Origin of the sequence: Pantoea vagans, assembly GCF_004792415.1 — a bacterium.
Classification (GTDB): domain Bacteria; phylum Pseudomonadota; class Gammaproteobacteria; order Enterobacterales; family Enterobacteriaceae; genus Pantoea; species Pantoea vagans.
Map to the genome: position 1 here is coordinate 1,143,952 of NZ_CP038853.1, position 15,318 is coordinate 1,159,269.

The 15,318-nt window shown below is 54.7% G+C and carries 11 protein-coding genes, 7 tRNA genes, 1 other RNA gene and 1 pseudogene; 7 read left to right on the forward strand and 13 right to left on the reverse strand.

Annotation, left to right across the window (positions count from 1 at the left end; translation table 11 throughout):
• Positions 1–13: 13 nt before the first annotated feature.
• The 6 genes from EGO56_RS05490 to EGO56_RS05515 form a co-directional block, all read right to left on the reverse strand.
• A non-coding RNA gene (locus tag EGO56_RS05490) (RtT sRNA) lies at positions 14–147 on the reverse strand.
• Between the two features lie 43 nt (positions 148–190).
• Positions 191–266 (reverse strand) — tRNA-Lys (locus EGO56_RS05495).
• A gap of 4 nt (positions 267–270) precedes the next feature.
• Positions 271–346, reverse strand: a tRNA-Val gene (locus tag EGO56_RS05500).
• A 34-nt stretch (positions 347–380) separates the two neighbouring features.
• Positions 381–456, reverse strand: a tRNA-Val gene (locus tag EGO56_RS05505).
• A gap of 34 nt (positions 457–490) precedes the next feature.
• Positions 491–566: transfer RNA gene (locus tag EGO56_RS05510), tRNA-Val, on the reverse strand.
• Between the two features lie 40 nt (positions 567–606).
• Positions 607–682, reverse strand: a tRNA-Val gene (locus EGO56_RS05515).
• Positions 683–954: 272 nt separating this feature from the next.
• Here EGO56_RS05515 and gltX point away from each other — a divergent pair.
• Positions 955–2,370 (forward strand): glutamate--tRNA ligase, encoded by a 1,416-nt coding sequence (gene gltX / locus EGO56_RS05520; RefSeq protein WP_135907911.1) that lies wholly within the window; start codon positions 955–957, stop codon positions 2,368–2,370.
• A 35-nt stretch (positions 2,371–2,405) separates the two neighbouring features.
• Here gltX and EGO56_RS05525 read toward each other — a convergent pair.
• Positions 2,406–2,739, reverse strand: a pseudogene (locus tag EGO56_RS05525) (YfeC-like transcriptional regulator).
• Positions 2,740–2,850: 111 nt separating this feature from the next.
• On the reverse strand, positions 2,851–3,639 hold the full coding sequence (locus EGO56_RS05530; protein WP_013358647.1) for a formate/nitrite transporter family protein: 789 nt from the start codon (positions 3,637–3,639) through the stop codon (positions 2,851–2,853).
• A 359-nt stretch (positions 3,640–3,998) separates the two neighbouring features.
• On the opposite strand from EGO56_RS05530, the gene EGO56_RS05535 reads away from it, so the two are divergent.
• Together EGO56_RS05535 and EGO56_RS05540 are read left to right on the forward strand one after the other, a co-directional pair.
• Positions 3,999–4,074: transfer RNA gene (locus EGO56_RS05535), tRNA-Ala, on the forward strand.
• A gap of 44 nt (positions 4,075–4,118) precedes the next feature.
• Positions 4,119–4,194: transfer RNA gene (locus EGO56_RS05540), tRNA-Ala, on the forward strand.
• Between the two features lie 323 nt (positions 4,195–4,517).
• Here EGO56_RS05540 and EGO56_RS05545 read toward each other — a convergent pair.
• The gene (locus tag EGO56_RS05545; protein WP_013358646.1) at positions 4,518–5,708 is read right to left on the reverse strand and encodes a NupC/NupG family nucleoside CNT transporter; all 1,191 of its coding nucleotides are present in this window, start codon (positions 5,706–5,708) and stop codon (positions 4,518–4,520) included.
• 369 nt (positions 5,709–6,077) lie between these two features.
• On the opposite strand from EGO56_RS05545, the gene EGO56_RS05550 reads away from it, so the two are divergent.
• The gene (locus EGO56_RS05550; protein ID WP_013358645.1) at positions 6,078–7,319 is read left to right on the forward strand and encodes an Nramp family divalent metal transporter; all 1,242 of its coding nucleotides are present in this window, start codon (positions 6,078–6,080) and stop codon (positions 7,317–7,319) included.
• A gap of 48 nt (positions 7,320–7,367) precedes the next feature.
• On the opposite strand, the gene EGO56_RS05555 is transcribed toward EGO56_RS05550, so the two are convergent.
• The gene (locus EGO56_RS05555; RefSeq protein WP_135907913.1) at positions 7,368–7,772 is read right to left on the reverse strand and encodes a DUF2502 domain-containing protein; all 405 of its coding nucleotides are present in this window, start codon (positions 7,770–7,772) and stop codon (positions 7,368–7,370) included.
• Positions 7,773–7,942: 170 nt separating this feature from the next.
• The gene (mgrA, locus tag EGO56_RS05560) at positions 7,943–8,932 is read right to left on the reverse strand and encodes an L-glyceraldehyde 3-phosphate reductase (protein ID WP_135907915.1); all 990 of its coding nucleotides are present in this window, start codon (positions 8,930–8,932) and stop codon (positions 7,943–7,945) included.
• 219 nt (positions 8,933–9,151) lie between these two features.
• On the opposite strand from mgrA, the gene ipdC reads away from it, so the two are divergent.
• Complete coding sequence (gene ipdC / locus EGO56_RS05565; protein ID WP_135907917.1) at positions 9,152–10,804, forward strand: indolepyruvate decarboxylase; 1,653 nt, start codon at positions 9,152–9,154, stop codon at positions 10,802–10,804.
• A 160-nt stretch (positions 10,805–10,964) separates the two neighbouring features.
• Entirely contained in the window at positions 10,965–11,930 is a 966-nt protein-coding gene (glk, locus tag EGO56_RS05570; protein WP_135907919.1) for a glucokinase, read from the forward strand.
• A 134-nt stretch (positions 11,931–12,064) separates the two neighbouring features.
• Here the strand turns inward: glk and EGO56_RS05575 are convergent, their stop codons facing one another.
• Both EGO56_RS05575 and EGO56_RS05580 read right to left on the reverse strand, forming a co-directional pair.
• Positions 12,065–12,793, reverse strand: coding sequence for a LytR/AlgR family response regulator transcription factor (locus EGO56_RS05575; protein WP_003848909.1), 729 nt, complete (start codon positions 12,791–12,793; stop codon positions 12,065–12,067).
• Positions 12,790–14,460 (reverse strand): sensor histidine kinase, encoded by a 1,671-nt coding sequence (locus EGO56_RS05580; protein WP_013358640.1) that lies wholly within the window; start codon positions 14,458–14,460, stop codon positions 12,790–12,792. Before EGO56_RS05580 ends, EGO56_RS05575 begins: the two co-directional genes overlap by 4 nt.
• A 278-nt stretch (positions 14,461–14,738) precedes the next feature.
• Here EGO56_RS05580 and EGO56_RS05585 point away from each other — a divergent pair, with 278 nt between their 5' ends.
• On the forward strand, positions 14,739–15,263 hold the full coding sequence (locus EGO56_RS05585; RefSeq protein ID WP_033733799.1) for a GNAT family N-acetyltransferase: 525 nt from the start codon (positions 14,739–14,741) through the stop codon (positions 15,261–15,263).
• Positions 15,264–15,318: the final 55 nt, after the last annotated feature.

Sequence of the window (15,318 nt, forward strand, 5' to 3'; positions counted from 1 at the left end):
CTTTATTCTGAATTGGTGGGTCGTGCAGGATAGCCTCGGCCCATCCTGGGCCTCGCCCTCCGGGTGATGCTGTCGCATCAGCCTGAATCGCCGGGCGATTCAGTCGAACCTGCGGCAGGTTCTCATCCTGCACGGTAGAGTCCGCGCCCCGGAAACGAAAAAAGCGCCCAAAAGGCGCTTTATTCTGAATTGGTGGGTCGTGCAGGATTCGAACCTGCGACCAATTGATTAAAAGTCAACTGCTCTACCAACTGAGCTAACGACCCGAAGTGGTGGGTGATGACGGGTTCGAACCGCCGACCCCCTCCTTGTAAGGGAGATGCTCTACCAACTGAGCTAATCACCCACTTCGTACTTCGATACTGCTAACAGGCAAGATATGGTGGGTGATGACGGGTTCGAACCGCCGACCCCCTCCTTGTAAGGGAGATGCTCTACCAACTGAGCTAATCACCCACTTCGTACTTCGATACTGCTAACAGGCAAGATATGGTGGGTGATGACGGGTTCGAACCGCCGACCCCCTCCTTGTAAGGGAGATGCTCTACCAACTGAGCTAATCACCCATATCTTCATACCTGTTCACTGCGGGCACCCTGTTAAGAGTGGTGGGTGATGACGGGTTCGAACCGCCGACCCCCTCCTTGTAAGGGAGATGCTCTACCAACTGAGCTAATCACCCCCGCTGTGTGGAGTCGCATTATAGGGATAGTTGATTTTGAGTCAACGCTTTTTAAAACATAAATGTGCGTTCGGTTTATTTTTAAACATCCTGTTGCGCTTTTAGTCAATGTGCTGGTTTTACTGGCAGAAAAGCCCCTTTTCCCGGAGAGCAACCGGCGGGCATGCATTGAGGATTCACCGTCAGATGCTAGAATGTGCCCACTGTTTTTTCGCGTCTAACCTGTTTTTTGTCATCCAGACAGAGAACCCGCGCATCTAAGGCAATACTCAATGAAAATCAAAACACGCTTCGCGCCCAGCCCGACCGGTTATCTGCATGTCGGTGGCGCCCGTACCGCACTTTACTCCTGGCTCTTTGCGCGTCATAACCAGGGCGAGTTTGTGCTGCGTATTGAAGATACCGATCTGGAACGCTCCACGCCGGAAGCTATCGAAGCCATCATGGATGGCATGAACTGGCTCAGCCTCGACTGGAACGAAGGCCCTTACTACCAGACTAAACGTTTTGATCGCTACAACGCGGTCATTGATGAAATGCTGGAAGCGGGCACGGCTTACAAATGCTACTGCTCTAAAGAGCGTCTGGAAGCCCTGCGTGAAGAGCAGATGGCCAACAACGAAAAGCCGCGTTACGACGGCCGCTGCCGTGACAGCCATGAACATCATGCCAAGGACGAGCCGTGTGTGGTGCGCTTCCGCAACCCGCAGGAAGGATCGGTCATCTTCGACGACCAGATCCGTGGTCCGATTGAGTTCAGCAACCAGGAACTGGATGATCTGATTATCCGCCGCACCGATGGTTCGCCAACCTACAACTTCTGCGTCGTGGTGGATGACTGGGATATGGGCATCACGCACGTTATTCGCGGTGAAGACCACATCAACAACACACCACGTCAGATCAACATTCTCAAAGCCATTGGTGCGCAGGTTCCGGTCTATGCCCATGTCTCGATGATCCTGGGCGATGATGGTAAAAAGCTCTCCAAGCGTCATGGCGCAGTAGGGGTGATGCAGTATCGTGATGATGGCTATCTGCCAGAAGCGTTGCTCAACTACCTGGTTCGTCTGGGCTGGTCACATGGCGATCAGGAAATTTTCAGCGTGCCTGAAATGACTGAGCTGTTTACTCTGGATGCCGTCAGCAAGTCTGCCAGTGCGTTCAACACCGAGAAACTGCAGTGGCTGAACCATCACTACATCAATACGCTGCCGCCAGAATATGTGGCGACGCATCTGCAGTGGCATATTGAAGAGCAGAAAATTGACACCCGCACCGGGCCGGAACTGGCGAAACTGGTTAGTCTGCTGGGCGAGCGCTGCAAAACGCTTAAAGAGATGGCGGCGTCCTGTCGCTATTTCTATGAAGACTTTGCAGAGTTTGATGCTGATGCCGCGAAGAAACATCTTCGTCCGGTGGCGCGTCAGCCGCTGGAAGTGGTGCGCGATAAGCTGGCCGCCATCACTGAGTGGAACGCTGAAAACGTCCATCAGGCGATTCAGAGCACCGCAGATGAGCTGGAGGTGGGGATGGGTAAAGTCGGTATGCCGCTGCGTGTGGCGGTGACCGGCGCCGGTCAGTCACCGGGTCTGGACGTCACTGTTGAAGCGATTGGCCGCAGCCGCAGTGTGGCACGAATTGAGCAGGCTCTGACCTTTATCAGTGAGCGTGAAGCACAGGCTTAATAAACTTAGCCGGAAGCGTCACGCTTCCGGTTTCTTTACTCTTCACCAATTCCCAGACGCTGCATTACGCCCTAACGCGGTGAACTGATCCTGTTCATCCTGACTCATTTGCTGGATGGAACTTATCAATAACGCAGGTAAAGAATTAGCCACTGCACCATAGGTCGCGGCGGGTTCGTTGAGATTGCGTGTCGACTGAATAAAACTTTTTACGCGTTCATCAATATGAATCAGACGCGCCTTACCGCCTTGTACACCGGGCTTTGGCGTGGTTGTCCAATTCTCTCGCTTGATCCATTTATTCACCGTTTGCCGACTGTAACCCGTTTCTGCAGCCAGCTCTTCGGGAGTAAGCCATTCCTTTTTCACGATGCTATCCCTGTTAAATACATTAGCGGTACATATTACAGCAAAACGTAACGGGGGAAAGTAACTGAAGCTGAAATTGCCTTTTGTCTTTTGACAAAAGGCAAAACAGGATTACTGCGGGTTGCTGGCAGGTTCTGCGGCAGGGCGGAAGGCAAGGAAGTAGGCCAGGCCAACGAAGACGGCACCGCCCACGGCATTGCCCAGGAAGACGGCGACAAAGTTAGGCAGATACTCTGCCCAGCTCATCTGACCGGCAAAAATGGCAGCCGGGATGATAAACATGTTGGCGACAACGTGCTGGAAGCCAATGGCAACAAACGCCATTACCGGGAACCACATGCCGAAGATTTTGCCGACCACATCTTTACTGGCGAACGCCAGCCACACCGCCAGACACACCAGCCAGTTACAGCCAATGCCTGAAATAAAGGCGTGCAGGAAATCGGCATGAACTTTTGCAGAGGCAATCGCAACGGTTTTTTTCAGGTAATCGCCTTCGGTCATGCCCAGCATATGGCCAAAGAACCAGGCGACAGCCACGCTGCCGAGGAAGTTCGCCAGCGTCACCCAGAACCAGTTCCGCGCCACGCTCATAAAGCTGATGCGGCGGGCGAACCAGGCTACCGGCAGGGTCATCATATTACCGGTCAGCAGCTCACCCCCTGCCAGCACGGTCATGATGATACCTACCGGGAAGACAGCGGCACCTAACAGGCCACCAAACGAGCCCCACTCAGCCGGCAGGGTGTTTATCACGTGAAGATCCAGCAGGAAGCCGGTCGCAATAAATGCGCCCGCCATGAAGCCGAGAATCAGGAGGATGCTGACAGGCGCACGGCTTTTTGCCACGCCTGACTGGATCGCCAGTTGTGCGATTTCTTTAGGTGTATGCAGCGACATAGTATCTCAATAGTTTTTTTATGATTAATGGGACGATAACGCCTGGTGGACGCGTGGTGTGCGGGAGAGGGTCCCGGTGACCACTAAATTAGCGGGCTAAGTTTTGCACGCGAAAAAGACGAAGACAAGAAAATTCCTATAACATATTTAACCGGGAATTAACCTGACGGCAGACTGAATAACAGTTAAAAAACGGCCCTGCCGGGACAGACATGATTTTCAGCTGCGGCATGCTGCTGAAACTTCGCAGGTTGCCGCCTTTTTCAGCGATCAAACAGAGAATGTCATTTTGCCGTTGACACCCTGGAGGCGGTTTCATATTATGCCGTCCGTCGCTTAACGCGACAGTTTTTCGGTTCGGGGCTATAGCTCAGCTGGGAGAGCGCCTGCATGGCATGCAGGAGGTCAGCGGTTCGATCCCGCTTAGCTCCACCAAACTTCTTCCCAAAAGTTTGGCACTGAAAAACGATTCCAGATGTGGGGGTATAGCTCAGCTGGGAGAGCGCTTGCATGGCATGCAAGAGGTCAGCGGTTCGATCCCGCTTATCTCCACCATTTTCTGACACGTTGCTGTCAAATTTCTTTCCGATTTATCTTTCACTCGCCTTTTCCTGCGAATCTATATTCATTGCGATTTACATTACGCTGCTGCGTACGCTATTTACTGGCAAGACCTTCTGTAATGCCTCCAGCCCCCTGGCAGGACATTGTGCTGTCCGTCGCGCATGGGTTAACTCCAGACGTGACCAGGGTGTGCAGTGGAAGCAGGCATGTAAAAGAAGAGGCAAAGCGGAAAGGGTGAATCAGCGGAAGCTGAGCAGGGATGGCGCAAAATGAAAAGGGCGAGCCAGGCTCGCCCTTTGATGCTCAGAACCGTATCAGAACGCCAGAACCAGACCGGCTATAGCGGCGGAGAGCACGCTGACAAGCGTAGAGCCGTACAGCAGCTTCAGGCCAAAGCGGGAAACCACGTTACCCTGTTCTTCGTTCAGACCTTTAATCGCACCGGCCACGATGCCGATTGAAGAGAAGTTGGCGAACGACACCAGGAACACGGACAGAATACCTTCTGAATTTGGCGACAACTGACCCGCAATTTTCTGCAGATCCATCATGGCTACGAACTCATTCGACACCAGCTTGGTCGCCATAATGCTGCCGACCTGCAGCGCTTCGCCAGAAGGCACACCCATCATCCAGGCAAACGGATAGAAGACAAAGCCGAGAACGCCCTGGAAGCTGATGCCGAAGATCAGATCAAACAGCGCATTCAGGCCTGAAATCAGCGCGATAAAGCCAATCAGCATGGCGGCGACAATAATCGCGACGCGGAAACCGGCCAGGATATATTCGCCCAGCATCTCGAAGAAGCTCTGACCTTTATGCAGATCCTGCAACTGCAGATCTTCTTCGTTCTCAACGCGGTAAGGGTTAATCAGCGACAGCACGATAAAGGTACTGAACATGTTGAGCACCAGGGCAGCGACCACATATTTTGGCTGCAGCATCGTCATGTAGGCTCCGACGATGGACATCGAAACGGTCGACATTGCCGTAGCGGCCATGGTGTACATGCGGCGCTGTGACATCTTGCCCAGGATATCTTTATAGGCGATGAAGTTTTCTGACTGTCCCAGTATCAGAGAACTCACGGCGTTGAAAGATTCCAGTTTTCCCATGCCATTCACTTTCGACAGCACGGTACCGATACCGCGGATCACCCACGGCAGGATACGGAAGTGCTGCAGAATACCGATCAGAGCAGAGATAAAGACGATTGGGCACAACACGTTAAGGAAGAAGAACGCCAGACCTTTGTCGCTCATGTTACCGAAGACAAAGTTGGTTCCCTGAGCCGCATACTTCAACAGATGATCGAAGAAGCCCGCGAAGCCTTTGACGAAACCCAGTCCCGCTTCTGAGTTCAGGAAGAACCAGGCGAGCACAATTTCAATCACCAGTAGCTGTATAATGTAGCGAATGCGAATGCTTTTACGATCGTGACTGACCAGCAAGGAGAGTATCCCGACCACCACCAGTGCTAAAAGAAATTGCAAAATATGGGACATGGTTGCTCCAAATTTGAGGAGGGTTGTATTTTGTTGCGTATTCTATGTAACGCGTTACTTAAAAACGAGATCTGAACCACAATATAAGTATTCGCTATCGCTATATTTTCCAGAAAAGTTCCAGAGATCACGTCCTGTTTACAAATCATTCACGGCAGATAACCACATAATTATTGTCTATATTTTACACGGGGCGTAGAGTGACACTATTGCTCACATTTTTAGCAATCACCTCCTTTACTGTAAGATATAGCAATGGCTATACTTTATAGCAGCATCTATTACACCGATAACAATAAACGAATTTCACTTGCACATGCTAACCCCTAAGCTGGCGGGGCAGGCAAATGTTCAGACAGGGTACCGGATATGTTTGAAAGTCGTACCGCCGAGCGCGCCGCTCGCGGAGTCAGAAAAGTCAAACTCGCACTGCTGGGCCCCGCCTTTATTGCCGCTATCGGCTATATCGATCCGGGCAACTTTGCGACCAACATTCAGGCGGGCGCTGCTTACGGCTACAAATTGCTGTGGGTGGTGGTGTGGGCCAACATCATGGCGATGCTGATCCAGCTGATGTCCGCCAAGCTGGGTATCGCTACCGGCAAGAACCTCGCCGAGCACATCCGCGATCGCTTTCCGCGGCCCGCCGTCTGGTTTTACTGGGTGCAGGCAGAAATTATTGCGATGGCCACCGACCTTGCGGAGTTTATCGGCGCGGCGCTGGGCTTCAAGCTGTTGCTCGGTATCTCACTGATGCAGGGCGCGGTGCTGACCGGCATCGCCACGTTCCTGATATTGATGTTACAGAGCCGCGGTCAGAAACCGCTGGAGCTGGTGATTGGCGGACTGCTGCTGTTTGTGGCGGCGGCTTATATCGTCGAACTCTTCTTTTCTCAGCCCAACGTCAAAGAGCTGGTGGTTGGCATGGCGCTGCCCGCGCTACCAACGTCGGATGCCGTCTTCCTGGCAGCCGGTGTGCTGGGCGCGACCATTATGCCGCACGTAATCTATCTGCACTCCGCACTGACGCAGGGCAAAAGCGAGGACAGCAAAGGCCAGCGTTATTCTTCAACCAAACTGGATGTGGCGATTGCCATGACCATCGCCGGATTCGTTAACCTGGCGATGATGGCGACCGCGGCGGCGGCCTTCCACTTCAGCGGCCATAGCAAAATCGCTGAGCTTGACCAGGCCTATCTGACGCTGCAACCGTTGTTAGGTCAGGCGGCGGCGACGGTATTTGGTCTGAGCCTGGTGGCTGCCGGACTCTCCTCAACGGTGGTCGGCACGCTGGCGGGACAGGTGGTGATGCAAGGCTTTATCCGTTTCCATATTCCGCTCTGGGTGCGGCGAACTGTCACCATGCTGCCTTCCTTTATTGTTATCTGGGCAGGATGGGATCCAACAAAGGTGCTGGTGATGAGTCAGGTGCTGCTGAGCTTCGGTATCGCGCTGGCGCTGATTCCGCTGCTCTCCTTTACCGGCAACCGCGAGCTGATGGGCGATGATATGGTGAACTCACGCCTGATGCAGAACACCGGACGACTGATCGTGTTGCTGGTGATTGCGCTGAATCTTTATCTGCTGGTGGGCGAAGCGCTGGGGCTGTAAGGGTTCTAGGAAACAAAAAAACGCCCGGCATTTGCCGGGCGTTTTTAATTAGTGGCGATCGTGTCCGTGATGATCGGGACCACCAAGCCCAAAACCACGCGGGCCAGGACCACCCCGGTCATGACGATCCCAGTCACGATCGCGACGATGCTGATGTTCCCAGCGGCGCTCACGGTCGCGCTCATGCCAGCGGCGTTCACGCTCCCACTGCTGCTGACGACGCCACTCTTCGTGTCGCCACCAGCGGCGTTCGTTGTAGGAATAACGATCATTCCACCAGCGTGGTTCACGCCAGCGACCGCCATCCCAGTAATAACCACGATTGTCGCGATCGCCCAGATTCAGCGTAACGCCCGGGGCCAGAGTAATAGAGGCACTGGAGGCCTCTGCTGTGTGGTTTGCCAGCGGCGACAACACCGCCAGCAGGGCAGCAAAAATAAGAGCTCTTTTCATTATATTCTCCTCATCAACAGTCTGATGCTGTTGCGGCGCAGTGATTATGCCTGCGTAATGCTGTCGTTACCGCATCATTGTGTCGGAAGATTGTGAGGAAATTGGGGAGAGAAAGGGGATTGAGACTATTCTGGCGAGAAAACACCCGGCCTGCGCCGGGCGGTAAAACATTACATCAGAGCCGCGTCAATCGTCGCTAACTCCGTGTCGCTGAACTGACGTCGGGCGAGCATGGCCACCGCGTCATCGATCTGGGCCGTTTTACTGGCCCCTATCAGCACGGAGGTGACGCGATCATCGCGCAGTACCCACGCCAGCGCCATCTGCGCCAGCTTCTGCTCGCGCTGCTGGGCAATCACGTTCAGCTTACGGACCTTCTCCATCTTCTCATCCGTCAACTGATTCTCCGTCAGGAATTTGCTGCCGCTGGCCGCACGCGAATCTTCCGGAATGCCCTGCAGATAGCGATCGGTGAGCACGCCGCCCGCCAGCGGCGAGAAGGCGATACAGCCGACGCCCTCATCACCCAGCGTCTGAATCAATCCCTGTTCAGGCGTTCGTTCAAACATCGAATAGCGCGGCTGGTGGATCAGACAAGGCGTGCCGAGATCGCGCAGGATAGCAATCGCCCTGGCAGCAAGATCGGCCGGATAGTTAGAAAGGGCAGCGTAAAGCGCTTTGCCCTGGCGCACCACATGATCCAGCGCGCGCATGGTTTCTTCCAGCGGCGTTTCCGGATCGGGGCGGTGATGATAGAAAATATCCACATACTCCAGCCCCATGCGCTTCAGGCTCTGATCCAGGCTGGCAACCAGATACTTGCGCGAACCCCAGTCGCCATACGGCCCCTGCCACATGGTATAGCCCGCTTTAGTGGAGATAATCAGCTCATCACGATGGGCACGAAAATCTTCCCGCAGAATACGACCAAAATTCTCTTCCGCTGAACCAGGAGGCGGACCGTAGTTATTCGCTAAGTCGAAGTGGGTGATGCCAAGGTCAAATGCATGACGCAGCAGCTCACGGCTGTTATCGACCCGGGTACTGTCACCAAAGTTGTGCCACAGTCCCAGCGAAATGGCGGGCAGTTTAATGCCGCTGCGGCCGCTGCGACGGTATTCCATCTGTTGATAGCGATCGGGATGGGGGAAAGAGGACATTCAGCGCTCCTGAGTAAAAACGGGGATATGTGCCAAAAGTCTATCAGTGTATACGGTTACACTCAGTGACAGCGCGCAGCAGTTCGCGTTTTTACAGAATATTCCGCCAGCGTAACGCCGGCTTTCCAGCCATTGTGGCTGGCGTAAAGCGTGGCACTCCTCGCTAATTTCATCGGCTGTCAGATACTTAACCTAACTCTTCCCTGAAAGGATTGCGCAATGTCCACATTCACTGTTGGAGACTACCTGCTGACCCGTCTGCAGGAGATGGGTATAAAGCATCTGTTTGGCGTGCCGGGCGACTATAACCTGCAGTTTCTTGACTGCGTTATCGACCATCCGGAAATCAGCTGGGTGGGCTGTGCCAATGAGCTTAATGCCGCCTATGCGGCGGACGGCTATGCACGCTGCAACGGTGCTGGCGCGCTGTTAACCACCTTCGGTGTTGGCGAACTCAGCGCGATTAATGGCATTGCGGGCAGTTATGCTGAGTATCTGCCGGTGATCCATATCGTTGGCGCGCCTGCGACTTCAGCACAATTACAGGGTGACTGTGTTCATCATTCGCTGGGCGATGGCGATTTCCGGCATTTCATACGCATGGCCGCCGAAGTCAGTGCCGCAACAGCGCAACTTACTACCGACAATGCCACTGCTGAAATTGACAGGGTAATAGAGCACGCGTTACAGGCCCGTCGTCCCGGCTATCTGTCGCTGGCCGTTGACGTGGCAGCCATTGAGGTGCAGCCACCTGTTCAGCCCCTGAACCGTCATCAATCCTCTTCGCCCGCTGCGCGCCGCGCTTTCCGCGACGCGGCGGAGCAATTGCTGGCACCGGCAGAGCGCGTTTCACTGCTGGCCGATTTTCTGGCGCTGCGCTGGCAGCAGCAGTCTGCCCTGGCCGCGCTGCGTGAAAAGAGTGCGATTCCCTGCGCCAGCCTGCTGATGGGCAAAGGCGTACTGGACGAGCAGCAGCCGGGTTATGTGGGGACTTATGCCGGTGAAGCCAGCGCAGGTCAGGTGTGCGGGCAGATTGAGCAGGTGGATGTGGCGATCTGCGTCGGGGTGCGTTTCACCGACACGATTACAGCAGGATTTACGCAGCAGTTTGCGCCTGAGCGACTGATCGATCTGCAACCCTTCAGCGCCAGCGTAGGCGGTGAGCATTTTGCACCGCTGTCGATGGCGGATGCGCTTAGCGAGCTGCAACCGCTGTTTGAACACTACGGCCAGCAGTGGCAGCCCGCCATCGCACCGTCTGCCGTGCAACCGGCTGAACCGGCCGCCGTGATCAGTCAGCAGGCTTTCTGGCAGGCGATGCAGGCTTTTCTGCAACCCGGCGACCTGATTCTGGCGGAGCAGGGGACAGCCGCTTTTGGTGCCGCCGCGTTGCGACTGCCCTCGCAGGCGCAGCTGGTGGTTCAGCCATTATGGGGATCAATCGGCTATACTCTTCCGGCAGCGTTTGGCGCACAGACCGCTGACCCCGATCGCCGGGTTGTCCTGATTATCGGCGACGGTTCGGCGCAGCTGACGATTCAGGAACTGGGTTCAATGCTGCGGGATGAGCAGCGACTGACACTCTTTTTGCTGAATAATGAAGGCTATACCGTCGAACGGGCCATTCATGGCGCAACACAGCGTTATAATGATATTGCTCAGTGGAACTGGACGGCCTTACCGCACGCACTGAGTCTGCAGGGCCAGGCGCAGAGCTGGCGCATCAGTGAAACGGTGCAGTTAGACGAGGTGATGGCGCGACTTTCCGCGCCTCAATGGCTGTCGCTGGTTGAGGTGGTCATGCAGAAAGAGGATTTGCCGCCACTGCTACGAAAAGTCACCGCCTGCCTGAATCAACGCAACGGCGGCTAAGATTCAGATAGTTGCCGCTGTGCAGGGTGGACTATCGCGGTTAGGCTGTAGCACACCTGAGTAAGACGCTCACCAATCGCACCGGTGAGCGTTGTTGTTTTATGGGCAGAAATTTATAGTGTCCTCCAACTCTTAAGACCCCAAGCGGAGCAACAGAAGAATGACAACCTATGCCTTGGTCGGCGATGTCGGCGGTACTAACGCACGCCTCGCCCTGTGTGAGGTGGAAAGCGGCAGCATCACCCAGGCCAAAACATTCTCAACATCAGAATACGACAGCCTCGAAGCCGTCATCCGCCACTATCTTGATGAACAACAGCAGGATGTTAAAGATGGCTGTATCGCTATCGCCTGCCCGATTACCGATGACTGGGTTGAAATGACCAACCATGACTGGGCGTTTTCTACGCGCAAGCTCAAAGAGAACATCGGTTTTGAACACCTGGAAATCATTAACGACTTCACTGCGGTATCCATGGCGATTCCGATGCTGACCGACGACAACGTGATTCAGTTTGGCGGCACAGCCCCGGTTAAAGATAAGCCTATCGCGATTTATGGTGCCGGTACCGGATTAGGCGTCAGCCATCTGGTGCACGTGGACAAACGCTGGGTCAGCCTGCCGGGTGAGGGCGGTCATGTCGATTTCGCCGCTAACAGCGAAGAAGAAGATCAGATTCTGGAAGTGCTGCGTGAAGAGCTGGGCCATGTTTCAGCAGAACGTATCCTGTCCGGTGCCGGTCTGGTTAACCTCTATCGTGCGATTGTTAAAGTCGATAATCGTGTGCCGGAAAACCTGAAGCCGAAAGATGTCAGCCAGCGTGCGCTGGATGACAGCTGCATCGACTGCCGTCGGGCGCTGTCGATGTTCTGCGTCATCATGGGTCGTTTCGGTGGCAATCTGGCATTGAACCTCGGCACCTTTGGTGGCGTCTACATTGCGGGTGGCATCGTGCCACGCTTTCTGGAGTTCTTTAAGGCGTCAGGTTTCCGTGCCGCTTTCGAAGATAAAGGCCGCTTCCGCGACTACGTTGCCAGCATCCCGGTCTATATGATCACGCACGATCAGCCTGGCCTGCTGGGCGCGGGCGCGCATCTGCGTCAGACGCTGGGTCGCATTATCTGATGCAGTTACACCTCGCGCGCACGGCCACTTTGCGCGCGTTCGATTTTCCTGGCCTGCCTGCTTCAGCTGGGCAGGTTCGGGAAATCATTTTCGGCTTCATCACACGTTCTCCTGAAACATTCACCACTCCAGCGCTACAGGCGCATCAGTTGCCGAAACTGCTTCACCTTGCTGCGGCTCACCGGCACCTGAAACTCCAGATCGCGCAGCTTCAGCAGATAGGTGTTGTTAAACCACGGCTCAATTTCGCGGATCTTGCTGAGGCTGACACAGTAAGAGCGGTGGCAGCGGAAGAACTGCTGCTCCGGCAGACGTGAACAGAATTCGGTAATATTCATCGACATCACGTAAGACTCACGCCGTGTATACACAAACGTCAGCTTTTCATGGGCTTCTACATAGTAAATGTCATTCACGTCCGTGACGATAATGCGCTCATCTTTAATCAGGTTGACCGTCTGCGGGGCTGGCGTGGCGCTGAGATGGCTGACCGCCTGCTGCGCCTGCGCCGTGGCTTCCAGCTTGTTCAGCATGGTGACAATCCGCGACTCCTGATAAGGCTTGAGAATGTAGTCAAATGCCTCCAGCTCAAACGCCTCCACCGCATGCTCTTTCCACGCGGTGATAAAGACAATCAGCGGCTTGTGCGCAAACTGATGGATATTCTGTGCCAGCAGCATGCCATCCAGCGAAGGAATGTTGATGTCGAGAAAAATCACATCGACCCGATGCTGTTGCAGATACTTCAGCACGTCGAGGCCATCGTCAAAGCAGGCTTCAATCTCGATTTTGCTGTGATGCTGAATCATCCAGCTCAGCTCCTGCTGCGCCAGGAATTCATCTTCCACAATAATGGCTTTCATAACAGATTCTCCGCCAGGCGCTGACCATTCTTACTCAGCGTAAAGGAAATCTCGGTGCCCGGCTGGTGCCGCACGATGTTCAGTCCCTGACCCGACAGAAGTTTTACCCGATGATGCACATTCAGCAGGCCAATTTTGTTACCGGGCATCTCATTGCGTGCTACTCGCTCCATCACCTGGTCACTGATGCCCTGGCCGGTATCCCGAACTGAAACCCGCACCCGATCGCCCAGATCCCGCACGCTCAGCGTCACCACGCCTTTACCTTTACAGGGCTGGATGCCATGCACAATCGCATTCTCCACCAGCGGCTGGATCAGCAGACTCGGCAGCAGAAAATGCAGATCTTCATCGACGTCATAGATCATCGTCAGCTTATCGCCAAACCGCGCCTGCTCAATGGCGATGTAATCTTTGACCTGCCATAGCTCTTTACGGATATCGATCAGCTCATCATCGTTCAGCTCCAGGTTGTAGCGCAGGTAGCGTGACAGGTTAATCACCAGCTGGCGGGCGGTATCGGGATTAAGCCGGATAGAAGAGGAGATGGCATTCAGGGCGTTGAACAGGAAATGGGGATTTATTTTACTTTGCAGCGCGCGCAGTTCCGCTTTATTGGCCATCTCACGTAGCTGCTCGGCGCGCGACACTTCAAGCTGGGTAGAGATGATTTGCGACAGGCCGATGGCCATCTCCTTCAGCGAGCCGGTGATACGGTGCGCGCGGCGATAGTAGATTTTCAGCGTGCCGGTGACTTTGCCTTTTTCCCACAGCGGGATGACGATCATCGAATGGATATCTTTGGTGCGGTGCGCTTCATCATTGTTTTTAATGATAATTTTACCGCTGGCGATCGACTGCGCCGTGGTGGGGCTGATGCCATCATCCCCATGTTGATAGTTATGTTCGCCATAGCCGACGTAGGCCAGAATCTGTTTTTTGTCGGTCATCGCCACCGCATCGGCTTTGATCTCCCGCCGGATAATGTCACAGATGTTGCGAAGTGAGTCACTGTTCACCTGACGAAACAGCGGCAGGGTTTTGTTGGCGATCTCCAGCGCCAGCTTGGCCTGACGGGCGGCAATCGCCTCTTTCTCTCCCTCGACGCTCTGAACCAGCAACACAATGATACCGATGCTGGAGGCACCGAGGATCATGGGCAGCGCAATCTCCGACACAATCGCCAGCCCGAGTGAAGTTGGGCGCGCCCACAGAACGATCAGCACCATCGTCAGGGCTTCACACAACATGCCGCCGACGATACCGGCACGCCAGCGATGCTCTTTCAGCACCCGCCGGTTAATACCGCCCGCGACGATACCGGCAATAATACTGGTAATCAGACAGGGCACCGAGGTCACGCCGTGAATATCGATCAGAAAACGGTGCAGCCCCGCAATCACACCGGTGGCGATGCCAACCCAGGGACCAAACAGAATGCCGCCCGCCATCACGGCAATTACCCGCACATTCAGCAGCGAACCGTCGACATTAACGCCCGACCAGGTGCTAAACAGCGCAAACAGAGAAAAGATGGCCGTGACCGCCACTTTCTCCGCGCGGGTGTGTTCATCTTTTTGCAGCAGCTGACGAAACGGGCGGGTGCGCGTCAGGAAGAACAGGCAGATCAACATCAGGGCGGCGCGGTCAAATACAGCCAGTAACATCGTGAAGTGGGAGGACACAGGCGGCTCGTCGGCAATGGAAAGTGTCTCTATGATAAAAAATGTGATCGCGAACCGCTAGCGCCCCGCACAATCACGCCGGGACTTCGTGTTTCAGATCAATTTTTATGGCCTGGGCATAAAAAGAGGAAAGGTTGAGTGCAATAAAGGGGAACAGTTTTTCATCCTGCCAGCGCTGGTCGCTGTGATGCCGTTTTGCTATGTTGCGCGATGACGCGCGCCAGCGACCGCTGGAAAACCGCGCCCATCGGGAGCAGCAGATGCAACTTGTCACCGCCAGATTAACCCTGAATAAATTACAGCCAGAAGACTGGCAACTGTTTCGTGCCGTCCATGAAGATCGCGACACCATGACCTGGGTGAGCGAGATCCCCGATGAAGCGGATATTCGTCAGCGCTTCACCGAGCGTCTGGCTCCGTGGCAGCCAGGCAGTTTTCATATGCTCTGCCTGGTGGCACGACGACGCGACAGCGGTGAGCCGATTGGCCTGTTTGGCTGCAGCCCGGAGTGGGAGCCGCATCGTCAGGCGGAAGTCGGCTATATGCTGCTACATCGCCACTGTGGTCAGGGCTATGGCAGCGAAGCGCTGGCGGCCCTGTGTCAGTTTCTGCTCGAAGCGGATTTTCATAAACTCAAAGCGATGGTGGTTGAAGGGAACTGGGCGTCACGCCGGATTCTGGAGAAAAACGGCTTCCAGCTGGAGGGCACGCTACGGGATAATTATCTGCTGAACGGCTGCTGGGTGAACGATTGGCTGCTGGGACGACTGAATCCGCAAAAATAAAAATATTTTCTGCCCCCTCGACAAAATGATCCTCACCGCGTTATGTTCGTAACGG

Excerpts from the sequence above, each read along its gene's own strand:
- gltX (WP_135907911.1), top strand. The coding sequence starts at position 955 with ATGAAAATCAAAACACGCTTCGCGCCCAGCCCGACCGGTTATCTGCAT.
- EGO56_RS05530 (WP_013358647.1), bottom strand. The coding sequence starts at position 3,639 with ATGTCGCTGCATACACCTAAAGAAATCGCACAACTGGCGATCCAGTCA.
- EGO56_RS05545 (WP_013358646.1), bottom strand. The coding sequence starts at position 5,708 with ATGTCCCATATTTTGCAATTTCTTTTAGCACTGGTGGTGGTCGGGATA.
- EGO56_RS05550 (WP_013358645.1), top strand. The coding sequence starts at position 6,078 with ATGTTTGAAAGTCGTACCGCCGAGCGCGCCGCTCGCGGAGTCAGAAAA.
- EGO56_RS05555 (WP_135907913.1), bottom strand. The coding sequence starts at position 7,772 with ATGAAAAGAGCTCTTATTTTTGCTGCCCTGCTGGCGGTGTTGTCGCCG.
- mgrA (WP_135907915.1), bottom strand. The coding sequence starts at position 8,932 with ATGTCCTCTTTCCCCCATCCCGATCGCTATCAACAGATGGAATACCGT.
- ipdC (WP_135907917.1), top strand. The coding sequence starts at position 9,152 with ATGTCCACATTCACTGTTGGAGACTACCTGCTGACCCGTCTGCAGGAG.
- glk (WP_135907919.1), top strand. The coding sequence starts at position 10,965 with ATGACAACCTATGCCTTGGTCGGCGATGTCGGCGGTACTAACGCACGC.
- EGO56_RS05575 (WP_003848909.1), bottom strand. The coding sequence starts at position 12,793 with ATGAAAGCCATTATTGTGGAAGATGAATTCCTGGCGCAGCAGGAGCTG.
- EGO56_RS05580 (WP_013358640.1), bottom strand. The coding sequence starts at position 14,460 with ATGTTACTGGCTGTATTTGACCGCGCCGCCCTGATGTTGATCTGCCTG.
- EGO56_RS05585 (WP_033733799.1), top strand. The coding sequence starts at position 14,739 with ATGCAACTTGTCACCGCCAGATTAACCCTGAATAAATTACAGCCAGAA.